We start from the raw sequence: 26,480 nt of genomic DNA on the forward strand, positions 1-26,480 counted from the left end.
AGTTTAGTCAAAACCTTCTTCAAATCATTGGTTTTAAATTATTAGTTCAATCAAATTAATAGAACCACCTTTGTATTTTATAAAATCGCATAGATGGAAAAGAGCCAATTAAAGTACGTTTATCTTGTCATTCTAAGTCTTATTTGGGGCTCTTCATTTATTCTTATAAAAAAAGCTTTGGGTCAAGAGAACGGTAATCTCACCCTTACGCCTTTACAGCTAGGAGCCTTGCGTGTAATTTTATCAGGTGTGATATTAACTGTGATTGGACTATCTAGCTTTAAAAAAGCAAGCAAGAGTGATTATTTATGGTTGTTTATTTCTGGTTTACTAGGAACTTTTTTTCCGGTATTTCTTTTTGCCTATGCCCAAACAGAAATCGATAGCGCAGTAAGCGGTATATTAAACTCTACAGTGCCTTTAATCACGCTTATTCTAGGAGCGATAGTTTTTGGGATATCATTCAGTCGAGTACAGCTTTTAGGCGTAATAATTGGATTAGGTGGCGCCATAGGTTTAATATTTGCCGGAATGGAAGGCAATCCAGATCAAAATTATCTTTTTGCCGGGTTTGTACTTATTGCATGCTGTTGTTATGCCAGCAATGTCAATATTATTAAAAGGTATTTACAAAACGTAAAACCACTAGCTATCGCGGCAGGTAACTTCATATTTATTACTCCACTTGCGGTAATCGTACTATTTCTTTCTGATGGTCACAGTCTGGATTACACCAACCCACAAATTCAAAAAAGCTTAGGCTACATTGTCGTTTTATGCATCTTTGGTACCGTAGCAGCAAAGATCATGTTTAATAAACTTGTTCAAATTACATCTCCTGTATTTGCAAGTAGTGTCACATACTTAATGCCTGTAGTTGGACTTACTTGGGGAATTTTGGATGGTGAATCATTTAATTTTTGGCAAGGCATCTCTACCGCGGTAATAATTTTTGCAGTGGTATTGGTAACAAGAGCAAAAAAAGAAAAACCGGCCACTGACTAGTAACCGGTTTTACGTTTCATTATTTCGCTTTCGCGAAAGCGAGATCTTACTAGAAATCAGAGTCTTTTAAACCTGTATTTACTTTAAGATCTTTAGTCTCAAATTTAAGCTCCTGTCCCATCATAGGCTGAACCATTACGGTAGGAAATTTCACTCCATTATACTCTTCGTAATCGCTATACTTAAGGATAGTAGTGATTTCACCTTGAGGACCCATAGACACCACTTCTTCTCCAACTAAAAGACCGCTTTCAGTATCATAGAATGATTTTTTTGTATCACTCCATTTGATAATGTATACGTTATTATCTCCTAAACGTTGTGCTCCTGCAAGAGTAGCTTTATCTGCATGATACAATTCAGGGAAAAATAAAGCTTGATCTTTTACTAATTCTAACATTTTACCAGATAATTCCTGTGATTGTCCCATGGCACCTACAGTGGCTTTCCCGTCCAAGTAAACTTGTTTATTTACTTCACGTCCACCCATTTTAATAGATTGTGACCATTTATCGCCTTGTGCTCTCTTTACTCCTAGTATAAGTTCTCCCATAGGAGATGTATAGGCAGAGAATGTATTCACATCTTTAATTTCTTGAACAGCTTCCTTACCACCGATAGCTGCTATATAGTTGTCAAGAACGTTTTGCGCAGTTAATCCTTCTGGAACTTCTACTGTGGATGGACGCTCTGTAGGGTTTGCCTCTTTATCAAAGAATTTGATATCTACTGGCAATCCATCAATTTTCATTTTTTCTAGGTTCTCTAGTACATCACTTGCTTTTCCTACAAGAACTATACGAGCCTGTTCAGGCTTTAAGTACTTATTTGCAACGCGCTTCACATCTGCAACTGTAACTGCATTGATGTTTTTGATAAAGTTTTTGTAGAAATCTTCTGGAAGATTGTTTGTTCTTATTGTTACTGCTCTGTCTGCAACAACTTCTTTATCTTCTGATTGCATGATAAAACTTCCTAAGAATTTTGCTTTGGCATTTTCTAGCACTACAGGATCTACATCCTCAGTCTTAAGACGGTTGATTTCTTTGAATATTTCAACAACAGCACTATCTGTAACTTCATTACGCACCTTTGTCGTAGCTCTGAATGTAGATTTGTAATTTCTTCCGCTACCTAGAGATGTACGTGCACCATAAGTCCATCCATGTTCTTCTCTAAGGTTCATGTTAACGTATGAATTAAATCCACCACCTAAAATGTAGTTAGCAAGTACAGCGGCATGATAATCAGGATCATTCATTTTAAGATCAGATACATGCATAACTGCAAGCTCTGTTTGTACTGCATTAGGAACGTCAACAAAGTTAATTTGTCTTTCTGCAAGGTCTTGCACTGCTGGCAATTGTGCTTTAGGAGCAAGGCCTTCTTCCCACTGCTTATCAAAGTATTTTTTAGCAAGCTTTTTAGCTTCCTTCTTGGTAATATCACCAGAAATTACAAGAAATCCACGAGATGGCTTGAAGTAAGTGTTGTAGAAGTTTTTAACATCATCTAGCGTAACACTTTCTACCGATTCTACTGTTGCAAATTCTCCTGCTGCATGATCTTTACCATACACTAACGCACCACGAACTTTTCCAGCAATTGAAGCAGCACTATTTTCACCGGATTTAAGTCCTTGGATTAAATTATCACGTTCTAGTTTTAATTCTTCTTCGGTAAAATTCGGATATAAAGCCGCCTCAGTAAACATTGAGAAAATATCTTCTTTGTATTTAGATAAACCAGAGGCAAAACCACCGTTTGCATTTACAAATACTCTAAGACCTAAGTAATCAACTTTTTCGTTAAAGTCATTCTTAGGTGTTTTTGAAGTTCCTTTACCCATTATAGAAGAGGTCAAGGATTGTACACCAGCTTTATCGCCTTCAATAATTGGTGGATTATCAAGACTTAAACTCATGTTGATTACAGGAAGTTTAGAATCTTCAACTACCAAAACCTGAAGCCCATTTTTAAGCTCAAATGTATATGGTTTACCCATGTTTATTTCTGGTGTTGGACCAGATTCAGGCATCTTTGATCGATCAATCTGTGCAGTAGCGGTTAACCCGATAAAAAGTACTGCCAGAGTATATAAAAGTTGCTTTTTCATTTTAATTCTTTATTTTTTTATGATCGTAAATTCAGTTCTCCTATTTTGCTCATGCTGTTCCTCTGTACATTCTTGAGAAGCGCAATCTACTACAGGATTACTTTCTCCTTTACCTACAGCTGTGATTCTGTTTTCAGCAATACCTTTTGAAACAAGGTACGTTTTTACAGACTCTGCACGTTTTTGAGACAATTCCTTATTGTACTTAGTAGCTCCTTTACTATCTGTATAAGATTCTGCCATTATTTCTAATGAAGGATTAGACTGCATAAAAGTTGCAATTCGGTCTAGCTCCTTAGCTGATTCTGATTTGATAGTTGCCTTATCATTATCAAAATAAATCTTATTAATTTGGATTTTATTATCAACAACTTTTACTTCTTCATTTGAAGCGTCTTTAGGTGCTTCACCAGCAAAGTAATCTAGTTCTAATCGTTGATTAGGATTTAAATAAGTATTTGCAACTCGTTTGATATCTTCTCTGGTAATACTTTTATAGATATCTAGTTCTTTATTGATTTTATCAGTACCACCTTTTAACATATAATAAGTAGCAAGAGATGAAGCAATACCTTGAACTCTTGAATTAGATTGAACATAACGAGCTTCAAATTGGTTTTTAAGCTTTTCTAATTCCTTTTCTGAAATAAGTTCGGTTTGAAGTTTTTTAATTTCTTCATCCATCACTTTTGCTAGTTGATCTAGTGTTACATCACCTTTAGGAAGAGCTCCCATAGTGTAAGTACCGTAGTCTTGATTTGCTTGATTGAAAGCAAGAACTTGAAAAGCGATTTGCTCTTCTTCAACCATTCTTTTCTGCATTCTAGAACTTGCACCACCTGTAAGAATACTAGATATATAATCCAGTACATAAGCATCTTTATCTACCGATTTTGGCGTGATGTAAGAGAAGATTTTTACAGGAATACTAATGTTTGGATCGTATTCTGTAGCAAAACGAGTTTCCGTAATTGGGTCTTCAACTATTTCCTTTCTTACGTTCGTTGGAGCATTATTAGGAATAGGCCCAAAGTAATCCTCAATCATCTTTTTAGTCTCGTCGATTTGGATATCTCCTGCAACTACTAGCACTGCATTATTTGGATTGTAGTACTTATCATTGAAACCAATAAACTCATCCAATTTTGCAGCGTCAAGATCTTCCATAGACCCGATAACTGACTGCCCGTATGGGTGTTTTTTAAACAAGTGCTTATCGATACCTGTTCTGTAAAGAATAGCTCCATAAGGTGCATTATCGATACGCTGTCTTTTCTCTTCTTTTACTACTTCATTTTGTGTGTCTACACCTATTTGTTCAATTTTAGGATGTAACATACGCTCACTTTCCATCCAAAGACCTAATTCTAGCTTGTTAGAAGGAAACGTCTCATAATAGTAAGTCCTATCCTGAGTGGTATTTGCGTTGTTACTACCACCATTTGCTCCTACTATTTCAAACCACTTTCCTCTTTCAATATTCTCTGTTCCTTCAAACAACAAGTGTTCAAAAAAGTGAGCAAACCCAGTTCTTCCAGGCTCTTCATCCTTTGCACCTACTTGGTACATCACTCCTACTGTAATAACAGGAGCAGCATTTTCTTGGTGAAGAATAACGTGCAGTCCATTAGGTAAATCATATTCTATAAAATCCACCTCTTGGGAAAATCCAGTTAATGCTGTAAAACCAGCTACCAGACTCAAAACAATTTTTTTCATGTTTTTTGATACTTTAGTTCAACTGTTTGTGTTAGTGTAAGATTTGATCGAAATGTTACAAACAATACAAATCTTTGTAAAAATACTCGTAATTCTTTCGTTTTCAAGTTAAACTTATTTGAAATCAACCATGACTACGATACAAAAGTTCGATATTTAAAAGAAAACTGAACTAAAAATATTACATCATGAATTTTTCAAAAACTACTAAATACGGATTACTGATAGCTTTAGCATTAATTATCTATTTCATCATAATTGACTTTATCGGATTTGGGAACGAGTCCTGGTTAAGTTTTTTTAATGCCGCTATTGTCGGTTTTGGGCTTTGGCAACTGATTAAAAAAGTTTACGAGGAAAAAAGAGGACAATTTAAATATATGGAAGGATTTACGGCTTCTCTAACAGCAGGATTTATTGCAACTACCATATTTACAGTCTTTATGGCAATTTATTTATTTGAAATTCATCCCGAATTAGCCGCTGAACTCAAACAACAAATTACAATAGCAGGTGAAGGATTAGAAGTAGCCTTGTTGCTTTTTGTATTTTTATCTGGAGTAGCAACTACGATTGTAGCATCATTAGTAATTTTACCTATCTACAAACAATCCTGGAACACCAAAGAAATTAGGTCCAAACAAAAACCACTTAATCAGCAAGCATAAAATTCTTGAAGAAATGTTGATAACTATTGCTAATTTGTAGAATAGCAGTATATTTGCAGCCCTAAATTAACAACATTAATTCGTAATTATGTACGCAATCGTAGAGATAGCAGGGCAACAATTCAAGATCGAGAAGGATCAAAAGTTGTTTGTACATCGCTTACAAGAAGATGAAGGTGCTACTATTAACATCGACAAAGTTCTTCTAGTAGGTGACGGTGACAACATCACACTCGGCGCCCCAGTTATAGAAGGTGCATTTGCTGAAGCAAAAGTACTTTCCCACCTTAAAGGTGACAAAGTAATCGTTTTCAAGAAAAAACGTAGAAAAGGTTACAAAAAGAAAAACGGACACAGACAATACTTATCTGAAATCCAAATCTCAAGTATTTCAACTACTGGCGGTAAAAAAACTGCTGCTAAGAAAGAAGAGAAAAAAGCTGAGCCTAAAAAAGCTGCACCAAAAGCAAGCTCAAAAGGTGATGATTTAAAGAAAATCGAAGGTATTGGTCCTAAGATTGCTACAACTCTTAATGAAGCAGGAATTGTTACTTTCTCAGATCTTGCAAACGCAAAACCAGAGGACATTTCTGAAATGATTAAGGATGTTCGTGGAAATCACGTAACAACTACTTGGCCACAACAAGCTCAACTTGCAGCTGATGGTAAGTGGGATGAATTAAAAGAACTTCAAGACCGTCTAGACGGAGGAGTTGAAAAATAAGTTTAACCTATTTCGCTTTCGCGAAAGCTTAAAATAAAACATCATGGCTCATAAAAAAGGAGTAGGTAGTTCTAAGAACGGTAGAGAATCAGAATCGAAACGATTAGGTGTTAAAATTTTTGGTGGACAAGCAGCAGTAGCTGGTAACATTATTGTTCGTCAAAGAGGTATGGAGCACCACCCAGGTGAAAACGTATATGCAGGTAAAGATTTTACTTTACATGCTAAAGTTGATGGAACAGTAAAGTTCGTTAAGAAAGGTAATAATAGATCATTTGTTTCTATTGTTCCTGAAGCACAAGCTTAATTCCATTAGATAATAGAATCAAAAACCCAAATCAATATGATTTGGGTTTTTGTTTTCGATAAAATTAAATCTTTTGTATTTTAATACAACCTTCTGTATTTCAGTAAACAGACTTATTCAAGGATGAAATCAAGTTTAAGTAGAGCTTAAATATTTAACTGCTTTTTAAAAAGTTAGCAACCAATTGTTATATTTGTTACTCTTGATGTAATTCAAGTATTAAAATTCAATTTTTTTGACTATGAAAAATTCACAGAAGTTAGTATTATTCGCTTTTATTTTAATTGGAAGTATTGCAAATGCTCAACCAGGTTTTGATGACACCGTTGAAGATGTTGCTCCTATTCCAGGATTACTAATTGCCGCAGCCGCAGCTATTGGAATCGGTGTTAGATCTGTTTATAAAAAGTCAAAGTAATAAAGTTATATCGCATACTTAAAGCCTCCTGTAAAATGGAGGCTTTTTTTATTTTCTACAACCGCAATTCTAATTTCACATTGATTAACATAAAATATTTTTAAACCTAGAGTAGTCCTTATTCTGTTTGTTATTTTAGCGTACAAAGACAACTTACAATAGTTAAACCATTTTTTAATTAGCTATTCGAATTAATCATCCAGACATGGAACAAAATAATAGTACGATAGACATAGCAAGCATAAATGAAAAAGTGCAACAAGAAAGTCAGTTCATTGATCTTCTTGTAAGCGAGATGAATAAAGTGATAGTCGGTCAACAGTATATGATTGATCGTTTGCTCATAGGTTTATTAGGACGCGGTCACATTTTACTAGAAGGTGTGCCTGGTCTAGCCAAAACTCTAGCCATTAACACCTTGTCAAAAGCCGTAAGTGCTAGCTTTTCTCGAATACAGTTTACTCCAGATTTATTACCAGCCGATGTTGTAGGAACTTTAATCTACAACATGAAAGACGCTGATTTTAGTATTAAAAAAGGTCCTGTATTTGCAAATTTTGTCCTTGCAGATGAGATCAATCGTGCTCCTGCCAAGGTTCAAAGTGCCCTTTTAGAAGCCATGCAAGAGAAGCAAGTAACCATTGGAGAAACTACTTTTAGTCTAGAAAAACCTTTCTTGGTTATGGCTACTCAAAATCCAGTTGATCAAGAAGGTACTTATCCACTACCTGAAGCTCAAATGGACCGTTTCATGTTAAAAACAGTTATTGATTATCCCACGTTAAATGATGAACAACACATCATGCGTGCAAATCTTAAAAAGGATTTTCCAGTTCCTAATGCAGTCATCACTACCGACCAAATCCTAAAGGCGCAAGATGCTGTAGAATTGGTTTACATGGACGAAAAAATAGAAAAGTATATCCTAGATATCATTTTTGCTACTAGATATCCAGAGAAATATAAACTAGAGGAGTTAAAACCTCTTATTAGTTTTGGTGCTTCACCTCGTGGATCTATCAATCTAGCCAAGGCGGCAAAATGTTACGCGTTTATAAAACGTCGTGGTTACGTAATTCCTGAAGACGTGAGAGCCGTCGTTCTTGATGTTTTAAGACATAGAATTGGTATCACTTATGAAGCAGAGGCAGAAAACTTTTCAAGTGTTGACATCATAAATAAAATTGTAAATACCATAGAGGTACCGTAGCATCTAAATAATCCTTTTAATAAATCTATAATTAGTAACAAATCCCTGTGTTCCACAGGCAACGTAACTTCATGAATACTCAGGAGCTTTTAAAGAAAGTACGAAAAATTGAAATCAAAACACGTCGATTGAGCGACGCTGTATTTGGTGGTGAGTATCATAGTGCTTTTAAAGGAAGAGGAATGACCTTTAGCGAGGTGCGTCAATATCAATTTGGTGATGATGTTCGTAATATAGATTGGAACGTAACCGCTAGATATAACGAGCCTTATATTAAGGTTTTTGAAGAAGAACGTGAACTTACGTTAATGCTAGTGGTAGATGTAAGTTCTTCAACTTTGTTTGGAACTCAAAATCAAATTAAAAAGGAGATTATAACAGAACTGTGTGCAACATTAGCCTTCAGTGCTTTACAAAACAATGACAAAGTAGGGTTATTACTTTTTTCGGATCAAGTAGAATTATTTGTGCCACCAAAAAAAGGAAAGTCACACATTCTTAGAATTATAAGAGAATTATTGGAATTTAAACCAGAACACAAAAAGACTGATGTTTCTGGGGCTTTAAAATATATGGCTGGTGTTCTTAAAAAGAAAGCCATTGTTTTTGTTTTGTCTGATTTTATGAGTGATGATTATATGAAAACCTTACAAATAATTGGACGCAAGCATGATGTTACTGGAGTAAGAATTTACGATAAGCATGAACAAGAGCTGCCTAAAATAGGCCTGGTCCAATTTAAAGATCTAGAAACAGGAAAAAATTTGTTCATTAATACAAACTCTAGCAAAACTCGCCGTGAGTATGCCGCTCATCATATAGAAAAAGCAGCTTATTTTAAAAATGCTTTCACTAGGTCTGATGCCGGAGCTATTGATCTAGAAACTAGAGAAGATTATTCAAAAAAATTATTAGGTTACTTTAAAGCAAGATAATGAAATACGTACTGTACCTCTTTTTTATTGTTTCTGCTTGGGCGATAGCTCAACAACCAGAAGTATCTACAAAAGTAGATCGTGACCTTATTAAAGTTGGAGAAGAAGTAGTTCTAGAAATTGGCATTACGGCTCAAAAAAGTGATTTAGTAATCTTTCCAGAGCAACCTGCCTATGGAGCTTTAGAGGTTTTAGAATCATATCCAGTAGATAGTGTTATTGCTGATGATAAATTTCAGCTTTTTAAGAAGTACGGAGTAACACAATGGGACAGCGGCGACTACTGGATACCACAATTAAAAGTCCTTATAAACGATGATAAGCAAGTCCTAACTGATTCACTTCTTGTAAGTGTAAGAGAAGTTGAAGTAGATACTACTAAACAAAAAATGTTCCCTATTAAGGACACACTTAATATTGAAACTGTTACAAGAACAGATTGGTCCTGGTTGTGGTGGCTACTTCTTTTATTACCTATTGGAGTTATTATTTATTTGCTTTCGCGAAAGCGTGAAAAGAAAAGCTATGAGGATACACTAGCTCCATATGAATGGGCTATATATCGTCTTAAACAACTAGAAAACAACAATTGGCTAGAAAACAGAGATTGGAAAAGCTACTATTCTGAAATCACATACATCATAAGAAGATATATAGATTCAAAGGTTTATGGTCGTACGATGGAAAGCACCACACAGCAATTGCTTACCGAGCTCAAGGTTGTGATGAATGAAAAGGGCATGCACATCACTCAGAATTCGGAAAACCGACTAGAATCATTGCTTCAAAAAGCTGATTTAATCAAGTTTGCTGGCGCCTCAAGTGACTCTATAAGTGCCAAAGAAGATCGTGGTTATGCACACGATATCATATACAACATTCATCAAGTGTTGCCACCACCTAGTGAGGAAGAGCTCATGCTAAGCGCAGAATATCAAAGAAAACAAGCTAGAAAAAAAGCCCTTAAAAAAGGATTGCTAGTTACTGCAATTAGTCTACTAGTCAATTGTAGCGGTATTGGGATATGGACTTACCTTTCAGGTTGGGACAATGTAAAGGATAGTGTCTTTGGAAATAAACTGCGCAGTTATAATGAGCAAGAATGGTATACGGCAGAGTATGGTTTACCAAGCATTCAACTTGATACACCAGAAATACTAGTTAGACAATCAACCTTAAACAGTGAGGAAGAAAGTACTGCTACAGAAATCAATGAGCAGGTCTTTGAATGGAAAGACGATAAAGATCTTGCAGGAGTTTATGTAAAAACATACCAAATACCAGCAAGTGCTACGCAAGGTAAACAAGAAATTAATCCTCAAGAGTTTATAGATATTTTCCTTAAACAATTAGAAGAAACAGGAGCATCAAACATCCTAAACTTTGACAGTGAAATCACTACCAATAACATACAAGGTATAAGTATCACAGGAAGTTTTGAACGTGGAGGAAATAAATACGATTACGAAACTAGATTTTATGCTACAGGACCTGGTGTAGTTGAGTGTATGGTTTATATTATCATGGACGATGAAGAATTAGAAGAAAGACAATATGGACAACAGCTTAAAGAAAGGGTTATAGAAAGTTTGACCATAGCTTCATCCATTCAACAATCTAATAATAAAGACAAGTAAAAGATGTGGAACTTTGAAAACATAAAGTTTTTAAATCCAGAGTTTTTCTGGTTGTTATTGTTATTAGTTCCGCTAGCGGTATTCTATTTTTTTACACATAGAAAACAACAAGCAGAGGTTTATATTTCTAGTACAGCTGGTTTTAAGTTTAAAGAATCACTTTTAGGTAAATTAAAGCCTATACTTTATTTACTTAGATTATTAGCTATCGCTTTATTAATTATAGCCCTAGCAAGACCTCAAACAACCGATGTTACTACTAGAACAAAAAAAACCAGTGGTATAGATATAGTTCTTGCCATTGATGTGAGTGCTAGTATGCTGGCAAGAGATTTTAAACCAGATCGGTTACAAGCAACTAAGGAGGTTGCTACAAACTTTATACAAGGCAGGCCAAATGACCGTATAGGTATTGTAGTATACGCAGGAGAAAGTTATACTAAAACACCTATTACTACCGATCAAAAGGTCTCGCTCAATGCGGTTAAAGGTATCGAATTTGACGAAGTGCTAGAAAATGGTACTGCAATTGGAATGGGATTAGGAACAGCAGTTAATAGACTTAAAGAAAGTGAGGCAGAAAGTAAAGTAATCATACTCATGACCGATGGTGTGAATAACAGCGGAGTAATTGATCCAAAAATAGCCGGAGAACTTGCCGTAGAATTTGGAATTAAGGTATACACCATTGGAATAGGTACAAATGGAAATGCTCTTTCACCATACAGCAGGTATCCTAATGGGGAATTTCAATTTAGAATGTTACCTGTAGAAATCGATGAAGAGCTTTTAAAAAATATAGCCGCGTCCACCGGTGGACGCTATTTTAGAGCAACTGATGATGAAAAGTTAAAAGAAATTTATAATGAAATCGATCAACTTGAAAAAACTGAAATAGAGCAATTTGAATTTTATAGTGTGCAAGAAAAATTTAGAGCATTTGCATTAATCGCCTTTTGTTTGCTTGCGATAGAACAATTATTAAAACACACGCTATTTAAATCTGTAGCCTAGTAAATATGTACGTACTTGAAGAGAAAATATATTTTTGGTTATTAGTAGCAATTCCATTGTTATTAGTGTTTTATATAGCCGTAAGCTTGTGGCGATTGAGAGCACAAAAAAAGTACGCCCAAAAACATCAATTACCACACCTTATGCCCAACAAGTCGTGGTTTAAACCACTTCTTAAGGTAATTACCATAAGTTTTGGGCTTGGCTTTATAGCCTTTTCATTAGTTAATTTAAAAGCGGGAACAAAACTAGAAACTGTTAACCGAGAAGGAGTAGATATCGTATTTGCCGTAGATATTTCAAAATCCATGCTAGCAGAAGATATTGCGCCTAATCGATTGGAAAAATCTCAACAACTTGTCACACAAATTATTAATAATCTTGCAAGTGACCGTATAGGATTGATTGCCTATGCAGGTAGTGCCGTGCCTCAGTTACCCATAACTACTGACTACGGTAGTGCCAAACTATTTTTACAAGGATTAAGTACTGATCTAGTATCCAGTCAAGGAACAGCAATTAATGAAGCAATAGAACTAGCACTAGGATACTATGGGGATGATAGTGAAGCTGCAAAAGTATTAGTTATCATAAGTGATGGTGAGGATCATGAAGGTGATTCTGTTGACCTAGCAGAGGCTGCTGCAGAAAAAGGCTTACACATAATAACAATAGGTGTAGGAACTCAAAAAGGTAGTAACATTCCTATACGAGAAAATGGTATTGTAAAATCCTTTAAAAAAGATCAAAACGGTAAAACTGTTATCACCAAATTAAATGCGACAACGCTTCAAGAAATAGCAGAGGCTGGTAATGGTGTTTATATCGATGGCACCTTAACTAATGAAGTGATTGAAAAACTAAAGGCAGAGTTAGACACCTTGGACAAAGTAGCTTTTGATTCACAACAATATGCCGATTTTGAATCACAATTCCAATGGTTTCTAGCCTTTGGCCTATTCTTTGTCGTACTGGATGTATTCTATTTAGAAAGAAAAACAGGATGGATTAAAAAACTTAATTTATTTAATGAATAATAATAGTATACATATCACCTATGTTTTGATATTCATGCTAATATCATTCTACACTGCGGCTCAAAACGAACAAGAACCAGCCATAAATTACGCAGAACAGCAAGCCATAAAAGATGCTCAAGATGCTGCTAGTGATGGTGATTTCGCTTTCGCGGAAGCGGAATACAAAAAAGCCCTATCATTAAACCCAGATAATGCGCAAGTAGCTTACAATTTGGGTAATCTGTATTACAACAACGAGAAAAAAATTGAGGCAAACTCCTATTTTAGAAAGGCTGCAGATGCTGCTACTTCTAAAGAAATGAAGCATAAAATTTTTCACAATATAGGAAACACTTTATTAGAGAACAAAGATTACGATAAAGCTATTGAAGCCTATAAGAACGCATTACGTAACGACCCTACCGACGATGAAACTCGTTATAACCTAGCTCTTGCAAAGCAAGAAAAAGAGAAACAAGGTGGCGGCGGTGGCGGCGGCAATGACGAGAATGATCAAAACCAACAGCAAGAAAAGGAGCAAGAACAAGATAAGAATAAGGAAGGTGATCAAGACGAAAAGTCTGATGGTGATAATAAAGGAGATCAAAACGAAAAAGAAGGAGATCAAGATAAAAATGATGGTGATCAAAAGAATGATGACCAAGGAAAAAATAGCGAAGGTGAAAACGGTAAAGATTCACCAGAAGAACAAAAAGGACAAGCACCTCAACGCCAGCAAGGAAAAATGACAAGGCAACAAATTAAACAGTTGCTCGAGGCGATGAATAACGAGGAAAAGAAAATTCAAAAGAAAGTAAACGGTAAAAAGGCCAAAGGAACCGTTAAGAAATCAGAAAAAGACTGGTAAGTAATGAAAAGCACGTGGTTTTACATATTAGTTTTTATAGCAGCATGGGCACACGCACAAGTAGAGTTTACTACGAGCGTAAGTCGTGAACGTATCGCACTCAATGAGCGCATGCGTGTTGAATTTAAAATGAATGTAAATGGTAATGATTTTACACCGCCAAACTTTGTAGGATTTCAAGTAGTAGGTGGACCTAGTCAATCTTTTTCACAACAATGGATTAATGGGAAAGGATCCATGACAAAATCGTTTACCTATATATTAAAACCTAATAAAACAGGAAAACAGTATATTAAACCAGCTACCATGAATTACGAGGGTAAAACATACTCTACTCAAACAGTAGAGATAAATGTAACTGGTGCTGTAAATAAACCTAAAAACATTAATGACACCTCGCCACGAGCAGATGAGACCGTACATCTCGTTGCCGAGATTTCAAACGCAAATCCTTATCTCAATGAAGCTATTAGGGTCGTATATAAACTTTATGTTTCAAACACATCTGGAGTAAATGACTGGCGCGAGGTTAACTCACCTAAATACGCAGACTTTTGGAGTGATAATATCGACAATCGTAATAGCCTAGTTAAAGAAGGAACTTATAAAGGAAAGCCTTATCGCTACAAAGTATTAAGAGAAGCTATTCTCTATCCTCAAAAAACAGGTAAATTAATTATAGAACCGCTTACTTTAGAAGTAGATGTGGTAGTTCCTACCGGTCAACGTAGTTTTACAGGTAGACCATATATGACCACCGAACAAATTACAGTCAGTGCTGGTAAACGTACTATTGATGTTAAAGATCTTCCACTAGATGGTAGACCAGCAAACTTCAATGGAGCGGTAGGTCAATTTGAATTTCAAGTAGAAACTGATCAAGTACAAATTGAAGCAGGTGAAAGCATGACTGCTAGTGTTCAAGTAGGTGGAGTAGGAAATCTTAAATTAATGGATTTACCAGAACTTAAAGCACCTAAGAGTCTTGAAGTTTACGAACCAGAACGCATTAATAACGTACGTACCTCAATTACCGGAATGCGAGGAAATATTAAGGACAAATACACCATAGTTCCTCAATACGGCGGTAAATATGTTATTCCACCTGTTGAATTTAGTTATTTTGATCCTAAAAAGGAGTCCTATGTAAGTTTAAATAGTGGTGAAATTTTATTACAAGTAGAAGGTGATGTTGCTGCTCCTATAGCAACCACAGAAAACAAAAACGTCATTACTCAAAACAACCAGTTTGTTTTCATTAAAACGGACACCGAATTAACATCACAAAACGAGGAACAGTTTTTTGGCTCAACAAAATACTGGATAACCTTAGGTGGTATTTTCCTTCTTTTACCTTTATTCTTAATAGTGAAAAAACGTAAAGAATCTAGAGCTGCCGATGTAGTAGGTAATCGATTGAGAAACGCCAATAAATTGAGTAAAAAATACTTGAGCACTGCTCGTAAAAATTTAGGTAATCACGAAGAATTCTATGTCGCTCTAGAAAAATCCCTACACAATTATCTCAAATCTAAACTTAGTATTTCAACAAGTGAAATGACTAAAAACAATGTAGGACAACTCTTATTAGACCGCGGTGCTACCGTTCAAACAAAACAAGAGTTTATTAAACTACTAGAAAGCTGTGAATTTGCACGATACACGCCGTCAACTCCTGCTAGCATGAGAGAAGATTATGAAAAAGCTAGTCAGGTTCTTAATTTGATAGACAAACAATTAAAAAGCTAGTTTTATGAGAACAACCTTAATTTTTCTAGCTACATTTCTATTAACTTGGCCTATTTTCAGTCAAGAAGAGGCTGCTTATTCCGCTTTCGCGAAAGCGAATCAAGCATATACTAACGAAAATTATGAAATAGCAATTGCAGGTTATGAGCAAGTATTAAATACAGGTCTACACAGTGCCGATGTTTATTTTAATCTAGCTAATGCTCATTACAAATTAAATCAGGTAGGTCCAGCTATTTATAATTACGAGAAAGCCCTAGAACTAGACCCTGAAAACGAAGATATTAAGAGCAATCTAGCATTTGCCAATCGTATGAAAATAGACGCTATAGAATCCTTACCACAAGACAATTTATCTGGAAGTTTACAGGATACTATAAAATCGTTATCTGTCGATGAATGGGCTTATTTTAGTGTCATTGCTGCCTTATTTACCATACTATTCATAGTACTTTATATTTACGCAGGAACTACAAGTAAAAAAAGATTGTTTTTTATTCTTTTCATTCTTACTGGTATTTTGTTTTTATCCACTGCTGCTGCAGCCTTTTACAGTAGTGAATATTTAGATAAAAAGCAATTTGCCATTGTTTACATAGAAGAATTCACTACTCGCAATGAACCTAAAAATAGCGCTGGTACCAGCTTTGTTATTCATGAAGGAACTAAGGTTGAGGTCCTTGAAGAATTCAATGATTGGGCGCACATAAAACTCGCAAATGGTAGTAAGGCCTGGATGCCATTAGAGGATTTGAAAAAGCTTTAAGAAATCTTTCTTCAATCTGATCTAGAACATAAAGTTTTATCATGCACGCATAACAACTAAAATACTTGTGTAAGTATGTCTGTTGTTGAGTTGCTTATATTTGCATATACCCCAAAAAAGTAGAATGACATTATCAAAAAATATTGCAGTAATAGGTGGTGGAAGTTGGGCAACGGCTATTGTGAAAATGCTGTCGGAGAACCTAGAAACTATCCATTGGTACATGCGCAGTGAATATGCCATTGAACATATTAAACGTAATGACCACAATCCTAATTACTTAAGCTCAGTTGAGTTTAAAAACAATCAATTGCACTTGTCTAGCGATATAAATGAAATCGTGAGCGCTGCAGATATTTGCATATTTGCGATTCCTAGTGCTTTTGTGTACAGCGAGTTGGAATCTCTAGAGGTTTCATTGGAAAACAAAATTATTTTTAGTGCTATCAAAGGAATAGTACCCGAAACAGGGCTTATTGTTGGAGAACATTTTCATGATCATTACAACATTCCTTTTGAAAACATTGGTGTTATTACGGGACCTTGCCATGCCGAAGAAGTTGCCCTAGAACGGTTGTCCTACCTTACAATCGCATGTGCAGATGAAGAAAAAGCGCAACATCTAGCTACTTGCCTTAATAGTGATTACATCAACTGTAAAATAAGTGATGATATCATAGGGACTGAATATGCCGCCATGCTTAAAAATATTTATGCTATTGCTGCTGGAATAGCTCATGGTCTGGGATATGGTGATAATTTTCAAAGTGTACTTATGAGTAATGCTATACGTGAAATGAAACGATTCATTAAAAAAGTACACAAAATGAAACGTAACATTAACGATAGCGCTTACTTAGGAGACTTACTAGTAACAGGTTATTCAGTTTTTTCACGAAATCGATTGTTTGGTAACATGCTAGGAAAAGGATATACAGTGCGCAGCGCGCAATTAGAAATGAGCATGATTGCCGAAGGTTACTACGCAACAAAAAGCGCGTACAAAATAAACGAAGATAAAGGAGCTCGTACTCCTATTTTAAATGCTGTTTACAGCATTTTATACGACAATAAAAACCCAAAGAAAGTATTTAAAAAACTAGCTGATAAGCTAGACTAAAATCAAAAAACATGTCTGAAATAGCCAAAGAATTTGGTATCAATACCGCTCTAGAAGCTCTAGGTCTCAATAAGAAAAATGAAGGGACTTCTACAGGTTCAAAATCAATCAAAGGTAGTGAGTTTATCACATCCTATTCACCAGTTGATGGTGCCGTTATAGGTGAGGTCTCTGTCACTACAAAAGATGCTTATGAAGAAGTAATGAGTGCTGCCCAAATAGCGTATAAAGAGTGGAGAGTTATTCCTGCACCACAAAGAGGTGAAATAGTACGTCAATTCGGTGAAGAACTTAGACGTCTTAAAGAACCTTTAGGTAAACTGGTTTCCTATGAAATGGGAAAATCTTACCAAGAAGGATTGGGTGAAGTTCAAGAAATGATTGATATCTGTGATTTTGCTGTTGGTCTTTCTAGACAATTACATGGATTAACCATGCATAGTGAACGTCCAGGACACCGCATGTATGAGCAATACCATCCTTTAGGAATTGTAGGAATTATAAGTGCCTTCAATTTCCCTGTTGCCGTATGGGCATGGAATACAGCGCTTGCATGGATTTGTGGTGATGTATGTGTGTGGAAACCTAGTGAGAAAACTCCTTTATGTGGGGTAGCTTGTCAAAATATCATTGCCAAAGTTTTAAAAGACAACAATCTACCTGAAGGAATCTCATGTTTAATTAACGGTGATTACAAAGTAGGTGAGTTTATGACAACAGATAAACGAGTGCCATTAGTAAGTGCCACTGGTTCTACTCGCATGGGAAGAATAGTAGCTGCAACGGTAGGTGAACGTTTAGGTAAATCATTGTTAGAATTAGGTGGTAACAATGCCATAATCGTAACACCAGATGCAGACGTTAAAATGACTGTGATAGGCGCTGTTTTTGGTGCTGTAGGAACCGCTGGTCAACGTTGTACTTCTACAAGAAGATTAATTGTTCATGAATCTATGTATGACACTGTTAAAAATGCCATAGTAGATGCGTATCAACAACTTAAAATAGGTAACCCATTAGATGAGAATAACCATGTAGGCCCATTAATTGATACAGATGCTGTTGCTAATTATAACAAGGCTCTTGAAGATGTTGTTGCACAAGGTGGAAATATTCTAGTAGAAGGTGGAGTACTTACAGGTGCTGGATATGAAAGCGGCTGTTATGTGAAACCTGCGATTGCAGAGGCATCTAACAACATGGAAATTGTACAACATGAGACTTTTGCCCCAGTACTTTACTTACTTAAATATTCTGGCGAAGTAGAAAACGCTATTGAGCTACAAAATGATGTTGCACAAGGTCTTTCTAGTGCCATTATGACTAATAATTTAAGAGAGGCAGAACGCTTCCTTTCACACGCAGGTTCTGATTGTGGTATAGCAAATGTAAACATCGGTACAAGCGGTGCAGAAATAGGTGGTGCTTTTGGTGGTGAAAAAGACACCGGTGGCGGACGTGAATCTGGATCAGATGCTTGGAAAGTTTACATGCGTCGTCAAACTAATACTATCAATTACACTACTGAGTTGCCTCTTGCGCAAGGGATAAAATTTGATCTATAAGTAAAAGTATTAGAAACTTAAAAGCAGCTCTTTTAAAAGAGCTGCTTTTGTATTTTTAGACAAATTTAAATCATGAATGTAGAACAACTTAGAGATTATTGCTTGTCGAAAAAGGGTACCACAGAAGAATTTCCGTTTGATCAGGTAACCTTAGTCTTTAAGGTTATGGGAAAAATGTATTGTCTAACAGGATTAGAACATTGGGAAAACGGTAAGCCAGCTGTTAATCTCAAATGCGATCCTGAAAAAGCTATACAATTACGTGAAAAGTATAAGGGAACTGTCATCGGTGGCTATCATAGTAACAAGAAACATTGGAATACAGTCTATTTAAATGAAGACATGGGCGATGACGAACTGTTAACGTGGATCGATCATAGTTACAAGCTTGTAGTAAATAAGCTCACTAAAAAACAAAAGCAAGAATTACAGCTACTCTAAACATGATATTAGACCTATTAAACACCTATAAAGAAAGGATAGAAATCAACCGAGGCAAGGTTGAAGCTATTAAGAAAAAACTATCATTGAGCAGTGCTGTAAGATTAGTTTTATTCCTATCCTTAGCTGTAAGCGTATATTATTTCTGGAGTAAAATAGGTATCCTAACATTAATTTTAGGTACTGGTGGCGCCCTATTTCTATGGTTAGTAAAGAACCACCAAAATTTAAAAAATCAAAAAGATTTTCATCAATTATTAATCGAAATTAATGAAAAGGAAATCTTAGCCGTCCAAGGTGAATTTGATTCCTTTGTTGATGGTGATGCTTATAAAAATCCAACTCATGACTACTCACACGATATAGATTTATTTGGTAAGGGTTCATTATTTCAACAAATAAATAGGTGTGCTACAAAAGGTGGTGAAGTTACGCTTTCGCGAAAGCTAACTCACAATCAACCTATTGATGTAATTGAAAAGCAAATAGCGATTAAAGAGCTATCTGGCAAACTTAATTTTAGGCAAAACTACATGGCTACTGCAAGATTGATTTCTATAGATCGTGCTACAAACTTTGCTCATTGGTTTACAAATTATAAACCATTTGTACCTAAATATTATTCATGGGTGTGGTCTATAATTCTCACTGTTAACATAGTGCTTATTGCCTTGTATAGCTTTACTAGTTTAAACGGTTATTTAGCATCAGTAGGTGTTGTCATTGCTCTATTAGTGACAAGGCGCTATCTTAAAAAAGTGAATCAAGTAGCTCAAGTAATTACACCGCTTGAAGATTTTTTTGCTCAATATGGAAAACTAATTGCAATTATTGAGAATCAAGAGTTTCAATCATCTTTACTGTTGGAAATCCAAAACAATCTTAAAACACAGGATAAAAAAGCATCTAGCGTTATGCATGATTTTTCACAAGCTCTAGGTAGGTTAGATCAAAGGCATAACATGTTGTTTGGATTTATGGCAAATGCATTAGGTTTATGGGATCTTAAGCAAATGAGCTACATAGAACGTTGGATAAGTGAGTATAAAGAAAAAGTAGGTACATGGATAAGTATGATTGAAGAGGTGGATGCCATTAATAGTATGGCTAATTATGCCTATAATAACCAAACCTATACCTATCCTAGTATCAAATCTGGTCCGTTTACCTTACAAGCTACCAAAGCCTCACATCCTTTATTAAATCCAGAAAAAGCGATTGGAAATCCAGTATCTATAAGTCAAGGCGAGTTTTTCATCATTACCGGAGCCAACATGGCTGGAAAAAGCACCTTTCTTAGAACCGTGTCATCACTAATCGTTATGGCAAATTGCGGACTTCCAGTTTGTGCTCATGATGTTGTATATTCTCCTATTAGGCTAATCACCAGTATGCGTACTACAGACTCAATACAAGATGACACCTCATACTTCTTCGGTGAATTAAAGAGATTACAATACATTATGAATAGCATTGAAGAGTTTCCTTATTTCATTGTTTTAGATGAAATTTTAAAAGGAACAAACAGTGAGGACAAAGCTATTGGATCACAAAAATTAGTACAAAAACTTAATTCACTGGGCGCAACAGGAATTATAGCCACACATGATTTAAGCCTAACACAGGTAGCAAACGATTATCCTGGCATTAAAAATTACTATTTTGATGCAGAAGTTGTAAATGATGAATTACATTTTGATTATAAATGTAAAACTGGAGTAGCTCACAATATGAACGCCAGCTTCCTGTTGCGTAAAATGGGAATTGTTGAATAAGCCTTACTTATTCTTCAAATAAAGCTTTAAGTTCAGTCGCATCAGCAGCTTTCATTTTACCAGCAAGAACTAGACTTAATTGCTTACGCCTTAAAGCCGCATCATAACGCATTTTTTCCTCTTCAGTTTCTGGTGTAATGGCTGGAATTTGAACCGGTCTACCTGTATCGTCAACTGCTACAAACGAATAAATCGCCTCGTTGGCTTTAGTTCTCTCACCGCTCTCACGATCTTCTACCCAAACATCCATAAAAACCTCCATAGAAGTTTTAAAGGCTCTAGTTACTTGTGCTTCAATAGTTACAACACTACCTAGAGGAACCATTCTATTAAATGCTACATTATTTACCGATGCTGTTACCACAATACGTCTAGAATGACGTCTTGCCGCAATACTTGCTGCACGATCCATACGAGCCAGCAATTCACCACCAAATAAATTATTAAGTGGATTAGTTTCACTAGGTAATACCATATCAGTTACCGTTGTAAAAGATTGCGATGGCGTTTTAGCTTGCATAATTTGAAATTTTTTGCAAAAGTAGCGTATAAGCTTAACTACCTACCAGCTTTTAGATGAATTTAAGGTTAAAATGTGGAGATCATTATCTCGTTCAACATTATAATTCTTATTATTTTTGAAAAAGTTTGAAAATAGTACGTTACATATTAATGCCGGTCTATCGAGTGTGGTTCTACGTACTAGTAGGGCTTCCTATTGTAGTATTAATGCCATTGTTAATTCTTACTACTATTTCTGAAAAAACTTACAATTGGTTCTTTAAACTTGCAAGATTGTGGGCTGCCATCGTTTTATACGGTATGGGATTCTTCCCAAAGATTAAACGATTAGCCAAAATGGATCCTCATCAAAGCTATATGCTAGTGGCAAACCACACTAGCATGACTGATATTATGATGATGTTGTTGATATCAAAAAATCCATTTGTTTTTGTAGGTAAAAAAGAGCTCGCAAAGATCCCTTTATTTGGTTTTTTCTATAAACGTACTTGTATTCTTGTAGACAGGAGCAACCCAAAAAGCCGCAAAGCTGTATTTGATCGAGCCAGACAACGTATGGAAGACGGCGTAGGAATTTGTATTTTTCCTGAAGGTGGAGTTCCCGACGACACAAGTATTCTCTTGGACACTTTTAAGGATGGCGCTTTTAGACTTGCCATAGAACATCAAATACCTGTTTTACCCGTCACTTTATTTGATAATAAAAAGCGTTTTCCATTTGAATTTTTTAAAGGAAGTCCAGGAAAAATGAGAGCAATAGTACATCCTAGTATACCTAGTACTGGTATGACATTGCAGGATGATAAAGTACGCTTTCGCGAAAGCGTAAGACAAATAATTCTTCAATCACTAGAACGAGCATCATAAAAAAGAAAAACCGTCTCCATGGCACAGGAAACGGTTATTCATCATCATTGCATAATTAATCGAGTTTCAACTTAACTAAAGCTCAATTATACTTTTAAAATCTATATCTAACTCCTGAATAAATTCCCACCGCAAACGGCCTAAAATTTTCAGAATTGGTACGTAATGTATTGAGTTGATATTTCAACATAGGTTCTAGACTCACACCTATTTTATTATTAAAATTATAGTCAAGACCCAATCCAAAATTGGCACTTTGATTAAAGGTGTTAAAATTAGAATCCTCACCTAAGGTTGTTATTCCTTTTTCATTTTCAATGACCACAACATTATCGGTTAGGAATAACGCACTGAAACCAGCCAATACATTAAACTTAAATTGACTATCTATCAGGGTATATTGAACCTCGAGCGGCACTTCGACATAACCCAAATCTTGTCTAAGCTCACCTTCAATACCATTAAATGTCGTGGTTGCACCAAACTCTTGATTAAAGCTAGAGGCTAGTAAATCAACATTATTAGGAGCTTGATTTGAAGTGGAAACAGCATTAGGGTCATAGCCTGTTGAACTAGAAGTTCCTCGGGCAAGAAAATCAAATCCTGTGTTATACACCACATCCTGCGTTCCATAATTTAATCTCATGCGGTGCACACCTGTTCTCACGCTCCACCGTGGAGCAAAATTATAAGCAACATTGAATCCTACACTTAAGTTTACACTACCATTAGTTTCATTTTCAGTTACCTGATCGTTTATGGCTGTTCCCGATAAAACATCTGAATAAACTGGTGCTATCAAACTAGATCCTTGCCATGATGGTGAGAATACGGTAGCGGTTGAATCGTTTTTCTCTTCCATTAATTTTTGAGCAGCTAGCATGGCATCCAACTCTTGAGACCGTTGTTTATTCAAACTATCAGTAAATTTCTTATTATGAGCCATCAACGACTGGTCATTTTCTAGATTGCTTTTAGTTGCCTTAATGCCGTTATTTTCAACTTCACTTTGATTAGATGGTGTTTCTTGAGAATTATTGGCCATTGATTGACCTAATGGATTATTAGTTTTATCACCAATTCCATTTTTAATTTTGTCATTATTATTGAGATTATTTTGAGCAAAGTTTTGATTTGCTACATCAGTTGATAGTAAATCTCTTTTTTGTGCAACTTTTGAATTCTTTTTAATTCTAGACTTGGATGAGTTATTAACCAATACACCTGCCCGATCACTTTTCTTTAAAACAGAATTATTTTTAGATTGTTGATCACTAATTATGGATTGATTGTTATCGTTATCGATCCTTATAGATGTATTATTACTCTGACTACTAGTATTTGAATCTGTAGCTTCGGTATTATCCTGAGTGGACGAAACAGAAGAGCTATTATCTTCATAAGAAATTGCTCTATCCTCTGTTTCATCTACGTCAGGATCTAGGTCTGGAGTGGTTACTATCTCATTATGAACCCCAACATTATCAGTAAACTGATTTGAGAAGTAAACGGTTGTTACAATTATCGCAATAGCTGCTGCTATTCCAGACCAATATATCCAGATGGGCGTACCTTTCTTTTCTGGTTTTTGAGACGGTATTTTTTGTTCTATATTCTCCCAAAGTCCAGGTGGTGGCGTTACTTCAAAATCCTTGAAACGCTCCTGAAAAATTCTATCTATGTTCTTTTTATCTGCCATTTTCTAGCTGGCGTTATGATTATTATTCTCACGCCATTTTTCTATCATATCCTTAAGATGAAATCTAGCCCTAGCAAGGTTAGACTTTGATGTTCCTACCGTTATCTCCATCATTTGGGCTATATCCTTGTGGCTGTAACCATCTAGAGAATATAATGTAAATACCATACGATAACGATCTGGTAGTTTTTGTATCATTCCTAGAAGTTCATCCATTGTCAAGCTTTCATCATCTTCAACTTCTAATTCTACATCTTTAATTTGTTCTTCGTCTTCTAGTTTATAAATTTTTGTTCCTCTGTATCTTTTAAGAGCTTCATTAATTGCTATTCTCTTACACCAGCCTTCAAAAGATCCCTTATGACTAAACTGACCTATTTTTTTAAATATTGTTATAAAAGAGTCTTGCAAGATATCTTGTGCATCTTCCTGATTTGGGGCGTATTTGAGTGTACTAGCGTATAACTTACTAGCTAAACGTTCATACACTTCTCTTTGCGCCTTGCGATCTCCTTGTGCACATGATATGATAAGCTCTTTTTGAACCACATTATAAATTTATTCCCTTACAGGAACGGTCATTTCAATATAAGTAGGCAACCCATCGGCATCCAATCCGTTAAAAAATTTAAACACATAGCTACCGTTACTGGCAGCTATAAAGTTTAGATTGACCTCTTCCTCAATAACGTTGTTAGGGTTATTTTCTGCAAAACAATCATTTGCGTTATAAACCAATACAGGTGTTACCGTTCTTTCATTTAAAGTAGGTATCACCTCAAATCCTGAAAAAACAAAGCATTCTGCAGGTTTTTCTATTTTTAAAGTAACTATATGCGTCGTTCCAAAATCAAGGGTGTCTGGCATATTTACTTCAACCACTTTTGCCGCAGAATAAGCTATCTGTGGACCATCATCTTCAATAGAACACGATACTATTGATAACACAACAAAAAGGGATAACAATAAAGATTTCAACTTCATATTCAAATTACATTTCTATACTATAGATGCATATCTATATAAAAGGTTGCGTGAAAAAATAAAAAAATAAAAAACCAGCTGTAATCTACAGCTGGTCACAAAGTTACTATTATTTAAATGTTGTTATGAAAGACTATCTTTAATAGCATTCATGATTTTCTCTTCAAGCTCGTCGACTAGATCTGGGTTGTCTTTTAAAATAGTTTTAACCGCATCACGACCCTGACCTAATTTTGTGTCTTCATAGGAGAACCAAGAACCTGCTTTTTTCACGATTTCATATTGAACACCTAGATCAATAATTTCTCCTAGTTTAGAAACACCTTCACCGTACATGATATCAAACTCGGCAGTTTGGAAAGGTGGTGCCACCTTATTCTTAACTACTTTTACCCTAGTTTTGTTACCTAATACAGAACCTGAACTATCCTTGATTTGAGTAGATCTTCTTATATCTAATCGCACTGATGCATAAAACTTCAATGCGTTACCACCGGTTGTTGTTTCAGGATTTCCAAACATCACACCGATTTTTTCGCGTAATTGATTAATGAAAATTACTGTACAGTTAGTTTTTGAGATAGTACCCGTCAATTTTCTCAAAGCTTGTGACATTAAACGAGCATGTAATCCCATTTTACTGTCTCCCATCTCACCTTCTATTTCGCTTTTTGGAGTAAGCGCCGCAACCGAGTCAACTACAATGATATCGATAGCACCTGATCTTATCAGATTGTCGGCAATTTCCAAAGCCTGCTCTCCGTGGTCAGGTTGAGAAATAATTAGATTATCAAGATCCACACCTAGTTTCTCTGCATAAAATCTATCAAAAGCATGCTCTGCATCAATGAATGCTGCGATTCCACCTGCTTTTTGCGCCTCGGCAATAGCATGTAAGGTAAGTGTTGTTTTACCAGAAGATTCTGGCCCATAAATCTCAATTACCCTACCACGAGGATAACCACCTACACCCAAGGCAGAATTAAGAGCTAGTGAACCAGTAGGTATAGCATCTACTTCTTCAACCACTACATCTCCCATTTTCATCACCGCACCTTTACCGTATGCTTTATCTAGCTTATCAAGAGTAAGCTTCAGCGCCTTTAATTTTGCTGCTTTTTCTTTATCGTCTGCCATTTGAAATATTTTACGTAAAAATAAAGGGAGATTCAAGCATTTGCAACTGGAATTCAATAAGATTATTAACTACTATAATTGAGTGCTTAAGCAAATTAAATTATGTTATTCCGCTTTCGCGAAAGCGTAATGAAAACAGAGAAAATGAACGATTAAAAGACTATTTTTTATCTAAGAACTTCATTACAAAAATGAGTTTTGTTTCACTCAAAGAA

At 35.6% G+C, this 26,480-nt stretch carries 25 protein-coding genes; 18 read left to right on the plus strand and 7 right to left on the minus strand.

What is annotated here, in order from left to right; genetic code table 11:
- Positions 1 to 93: 93 nt before the first annotated feature.
- Positions 94 to 1,005 carry a DMT family transporter gene (locus tag BST91_RS10965; RefSeq protein WP_085775395.1) on the plus strand — a complete coding sequence of 304 codons (912 nt, stop codon included), beginning with the start codon at positions 94 to 96 and terminating at the stop codon, positions 1,003 to 1,005.
- 49 nt (positions 1,006 to 1,054) lie between these two features.
- On the opposite strand, the gene BST91_RS10970 is transcribed toward BST91_RS10965, so the two are convergent.
- Positions 1,055 to 3,121, minus strand: coding sequence for an insulinase family protein (locus BST91_RS10970; RefSeq protein ID WP_085775396.1), 2,067 nt, complete (start codon positions 3,119 to 3,121; stop codon positions 1,055 to 1,057).
- 9 nt (positions 3,122 to 3,130) lie between these two features.
- Positions 3,131 to 4,840, minus strand: a complete 1,710-nt coding sequence (locus tag BST91_RS10975) for an insulinase family protein (protein ID WP_085775397.1) — start codon at positions 4,838 to 4,840, stop codon at positions 3,131 to 3,133.
- Positions 4,841 to 5,028: 188 nt separating this feature from the next.
- Between BST91_RS10975 and BST91_RS10980 the strand changes: the two genes are divergently transcribed.
- The 16 genes from BST91_RS10980 to BST91_RS11050 all read left to right on the plus strand — a co-directional run bounded on the left by BST91_RS10980 (position 5,029) and on the right by BST91_RS11050 (position 21,056).
- Positions 5,029 to 5,508 (plus strand): DUF4199 domain-containing protein, encoded by a 480-nt coding sequence (locus tag BST91_RS10980; protein ID WP_169709780.1) that lies wholly within the window; start codon positions 5,029 to 5,031, stop codon positions 5,506 to 5,508.
- 88 nt (positions 5,509 to 5,596) lie between these two features.
- The gene (rplU, locus tag BST91_RS10985) at positions 5,597 to 6,232 is read left to right on the plus strand and encodes a 50S ribosomal protein L21 (RefSeq protein WP_060523551.1); all 636 of its coding nucleotides are present in this window, start codon (positions 5,597 to 5,599) and stop codon (positions 6,230 to 6,232) included.
- A gap of 43 nt (positions 6,233 to 6,275) precedes the next feature.
- The gene (gene rpmA, locus BST91_RS10990) at positions 6,276 to 6,539 is read left to right on the plus strand and encodes a 50S ribosomal protein L27 (RefSeq protein ID WP_042276905.1); all 264 of its coding nucleotides are present in this window, start codon (positions 6,276 to 6,278) and stop codon (positions 6,537 to 6,539) included.
- A gap of 241 nt (positions 6,540 to 6,780) precedes the next feature.
- Complete coding sequence (locus BST91_RS13115; protein ID WP_157546961.1) at positions 6,781 to 6,957, plus strand: hypothetical protein; 177 nt, start codon at positions 6,781 to 6,783, stop codon at positions 6,955 to 6,957.
- Positions 6,958 to 7,162: 205 nt separating this feature from the next.
- Positions 7,163 to 8,167: an AAA family ATPase gene (locus BST91_RS10995; RefSeq protein WP_042276902.1), complete on the plus strand. Its 1,005-nt coding sequence runs from the start codon at positions 7,163 to 7,165 to the stop codon at positions 8,165 to 8,167.
- A 71-nt stretch (positions 8,168 to 8,238) separates the two neighbouring features.
- Positions 8,239 to 9,102, plus strand: coding sequence for a DUF58 domain-containing protein (locus BST91_RS11000; RefSeq protein WP_085775398.1), 864 nt, complete (start codon positions 8,239 to 8,241; stop codon positions 9,100 to 9,102).
- Positions 9,102 to 10,739, plus strand: coding sequence for a hypothetical protein (locus BST91_RS11005; protein WP_244895626.1), 1,638 nt, complete (start codon positions 9,102 to 9,104; stop codon positions 10,737 to 10,739). The genes BST91_RS11000 and BST91_RS11005 overlap by 1 nt, the downstream gene beginning before the upstream one ends.
- Positions 10,740 to 10,742: 3 nt before the next feature.
- Positions 10,743 to 11,753: a vWA domain-containing protein gene (locus tag BST91_RS11010; protein WP_042276897.1), complete on the plus strand. Its 1,011-nt coding sequence runs from the start codon at positions 10,743 to 10,745 to the stop codon at positions 11,751 to 11,753.
- Between the two features lie 5 nt (positions 11,754 to 11,758).
- Complete coding sequence (locus tag BST91_RS11015; RefSeq protein WP_085775400.1) at positions 11,759 to 12,790, plus strand: VWA domain-containing protein; 1,032 nt, start codon at positions 11,759 to 11,761, stop codon at positions 12,788 to 12,790.
- A complete protein-coding gene (locus BST91_RS11020; protein WP_085775401.1) occupies positions 12,783 to 13,640 on the plus strand; it encodes a tetratricopeptide repeat protein in 858 nt (285 codons plus the stop codon). Before BST91_RS11015 ends, BST91_RS11020 begins: the two co-directional genes overlap by 8 nt.
- Positions 13,641 to 13,643: 3 nt before the next feature.
- Positions 13,644 to 15,389: a BatD family protein gene (locus BST91_RS11025; RefSeq protein WP_085775402.1), complete on the plus strand. Its 1,746-nt coding sequence runs from the start codon at positions 13,644 to 13,646 to the stop codon at positions 15,387 to 15,389.
- Positions 15,390 to 15,393: 4 nt separating this feature from the next.
- Positions 15,394 to 16,155: a tetratricopeptide repeat protein gene (locus tag BST91_RS11030; protein ID WP_085775403.1), complete on the plus strand. Its 762-nt coding sequence runs from the start codon at positions 15,394 to 15,396 to the stop codon at positions 16,153 to 16,155.
- 124 nt (positions 16,156 to 16,279) lie between these two features.
- The gene (locus tag BST91_RS11035; RefSeq protein ID WP_042276887.1) at positions 16,280 to 17,275 is read left to right on the plus strand and encodes an NAD(P)H-dependent glycerol-3-phosphate dehydrogenase; all 996 of its coding nucleotides are present in this window, start codon (positions 16,280 to 16,282) and stop codon (positions 17,273 to 17,275) included.
- Positions 17,276 to 17,286: 11 nt separating this feature from the next.
- Entirely contained in the window at positions 17,287 to 18,840 is a 1,554-nt protein-coding gene (gene amaB / locus BST91_RS11040; RefSeq protein WP_060523543.1) for an L-piperidine-6-carboxylate dehydrogenase, read from the plus strand.
- 72 nt (positions 18,841 to 18,912) lie between these two features.
- Positions 18,913 to 19,281, plus strand: a complete 369-nt coding sequence (locus tag BST91_RS11045) for an MmcQ/YjbR family DNA-binding protein (RefSeq protein ID WP_085775404.1) — start codon at positions 18,913 to 18,915, stop codon at positions 19,279 to 19,281.
- Positions 19,282 to 19,283: 2 nt separating this feature from the next.
- Complete coding sequence (locus BST91_RS11050; protein ID WP_085775405.1) at positions 19,284 to 21,056, plus strand: MutS-related protein; 1,773 nt, start codon at positions 19,284 to 19,286, stop codon at positions 21,054 to 21,056.
- A gap of 7 nt (positions 21,057 to 21,063) precedes the next feature.
- Here BST91_RS11050 and BST91_RS11055 read toward each other — a convergent pair whose 3' ends face one another.
- On the minus strand, positions 21,064 to 21,576 hold the full coding sequence (locus BST91_RS11055; protein ID WP_042276879.1) for an acyl-CoA thioesterase: 513 nt from the start codon (positions 21,574 to 21,576) through the stop codon (positions 21,064 to 21,066).
- Between the two features lie 128 nt (positions 21,577 to 21,704).
- On the opposite strand from BST91_RS11055, the gene BST91_RS11060 reads away from it, so the two are divergent.
- Positions 21,705 to 22,445, plus strand: coding sequence for a lysophospholipid acyltransferase family protein (locus tag BST91_RS11060; protein ID WP_244895628.1), 741 nt, complete (start codon positions 21,705 to 21,707; stop codon positions 22,443 to 22,445).
- 94 nt (positions 22,446 to 22,539) lie between these two features.
- Here the strand turns inward: BST91_RS11060 and BST91_RS11065 are convergent, their stop codons facing one another.
- The 4 genes from BST91_RS11065 to recA all read right to left on the minus strand — a co-directional run bounded on the left by BST91_RS11065 (position 22,540) and on the right by recA (position 26,265).
- Entirely contained in the window at positions 22,540 to 24,144 is a 1,605-nt protein-coding gene (locus BST91_RS11065) for an outer membrane beta-barrel protein (RefSeq protein WP_085775407.1), read from the minus strand.
- A 3-nt stretch (positions 24,145 to 24,147) separates the two neighbouring features.
- A complete protein-coding gene (locus BST91_RS11070; protein WP_042276870.1) occupies positions 24,148 to 24,693 on the minus strand; it encodes an RNA polymerase sigma factor in 546 nt (181 codons plus the stop codon).
- A gap of 9 nt (positions 24,694 to 24,702) precedes the next feature.
- Positions 24,703 to 25,128: a hypothetical protein gene (locus BST91_RS11075; RefSeq protein ID WP_042276867.1), complete on the minus strand. Its 426-nt coding sequence runs from the start codon at positions 25,126 to 25,128 to the stop codon at positions 24,703 to 24,705.
- Between the two features lie 123 nt (positions 25,129 to 25,251).
- Complete coding sequence (gene recA / locus BST91_RS11080; protein WP_042276864.1) at positions 25,252 to 26,265, minus strand: recombinase RecA; 1,014 nt, start codon at positions 26,263 to 26,265, stop codon at positions 25,252 to 25,254.
- Positions 26,266 to 26,480: the final 215 nt, after the last annotated feature.

The organism is Nonlabens tegetincola (assembly GCF_002117085.1).
In the GTDB taxonomy this organism is placed as follows: Bacteria; Bacteroidota; Bacteroidia; order Flavobacteriales; family Flavobacteriaceae; genus Nonlabens; species Nonlabens tegetincola.

Bases quoted from the DNA above. Each gene is read 5' to 3' on its own strand.
- BST91_RS10965 (WP_085775395.1), top strand. From the start codon at position 94: ATGGAAAAGAGCCAATTAAAGTACGTTTATCTTGTCATTCTAAGTCTT.
- BST91_RS10970 (WP_085775396.1), bottom strand. From the start codon at position 3,121: ATGAAAAAGCAACTTTTATATACTCTGGCAGTACTTTTTATCGGGTTA.
- BST91_RS10975 (WP_085775397.1), bottom strand. From the start codon at position 4,840: ATGAAAAAAATTGTTTTGAGTCTGGTAGCTGGTTTTACAGCATTAACT.
- BST91_RS10980 (WP_169709780.1), top strand. From the start codon at position 5,029: ATGAATTTTTCAAAAACTACTAAATACGGATTACTGATAGCTTTAGCA.
- rplU (WP_060523551.1), top strand. From the start codon at position 5,597: ATGTACGCAATCGTAGAGATAGCAGGGCAACAATTCAAGATCGAGAAG.
- rpmA (WP_042276905.1), top strand. From the start codon at position 6,276: ATGGCTCATAAAAAAGGAGTAGGTAGTTCTAAGAACGGTAGAGAATCA.
- BST91_RS13115 (WP_157546961.1), top strand. From the start codon at position 6,781: ATGAAAAATTCACAGAAGTTAGTATTATTCGCTTTTATTTTAATTGGA.
- BST91_RS10995 (WP_042276902.1), top strand. From the start codon at position 7,163: ATGGAACAAAATAATAGTACGATAGACATAGCAAGCATAAATGAAAAA.
- BST91_RS11000 (WP_085775398.1), top strand. From the start codon at position 8,239: ATGAATACTCAGGAGCTTTTAAAGAAAGTACGAAAAATTGAAATCAAA.
- BST91_RS11005 (WP_244895626.1), top strand. From the start codon at position 9,102: ATGAAATACGTACTGTACCTCTTTTTTATTGTTTCTGCTTGGGCGATA.
- BST91_RS11010 (WP_042276897.1), top strand. From the start codon at position 10,743: ATGTGGAACTTTGAAAACATAAAGTTTTTAAATCCAGAGTTTTTCTGG.
- BST91_RS11015 (WP_085775400.1), top strand. From the start codon at position 11,759: ATGTACGTACTTGAAGAGAAAATATATTTTTGGTTATTAGTAGCAATT.
- BST91_RS11020 (WP_085775401.1), top strand. From the start codon at position 12,783: ATGAATAATAATAGTATACATATCACCTATGTTTTGATATTCATGCTA.
- BST91_RS11025 (WP_085775402.1), top strand. From the start codon at position 13,644: ATGAAAAGCACGTGGTTTTACATATTAGTTTTTATAGCAGCATGGGCA.
- BST91_RS11030 (WP_085775403.1), top strand. From the start codon at position 15,394: ATGAGAACAACCTTAATTTTTCTAGCTACATTTCTATTAACTTGGCCT.
- BST91_RS11035 (WP_042276887.1), top strand. From the start codon at position 16,280: ATGACATTATCAAAAAATATTGCAGTAATAGGTGGTGGAAGTTGGGCA.
- amaB (WP_060523543.1), top strand. From the start codon at position 17,287: ATGTCTGAAATAGCCAAAGAATTTGGTATCAATACCGCTCTAGAAGCT.
- BST91_RS11045 (WP_085775404.1), top strand. From the start codon at position 18,913: ATGAATGTAGAACAACTTAGAGATTATTGCTTGTCGAAAAAGGGTACC.
- BST91_RS11050 (WP_085775405.1), top strand. From the start codon at position 19,284: ATGATATTAGACCTATTAAACACCTATAAAGAAAGGATAGAAATCAAC.
- BST91_RS11055 (WP_042276879.1), bottom strand. From the start codon at position 21,576: ATGCAAGCTAAAACGCCATCGCAATCTTTTACAACGGTAACTGATATG.
- BST91_RS11065 (WP_085775407.1), bottom strand. From the start codon at position 24,144: ATGGCAGATAAAAAGAACATAGATAGAATTTTTCAGGAGCGTTTCAAG.
- BST91_RS11075 (WP_042276867.1), bottom strand. From the start codon at position 25,128: ATGAAGTTGAAATCTTTATTGTTATCCCTTTTTGTTGTGTTATCAATA.
- recA (WP_042276864.1), bottom strand. From the start codon at position 26,265: ATGGCAGACGATAAAGAAAAAGCAGCAAAATTAAAGGCGCTGAAGCTT.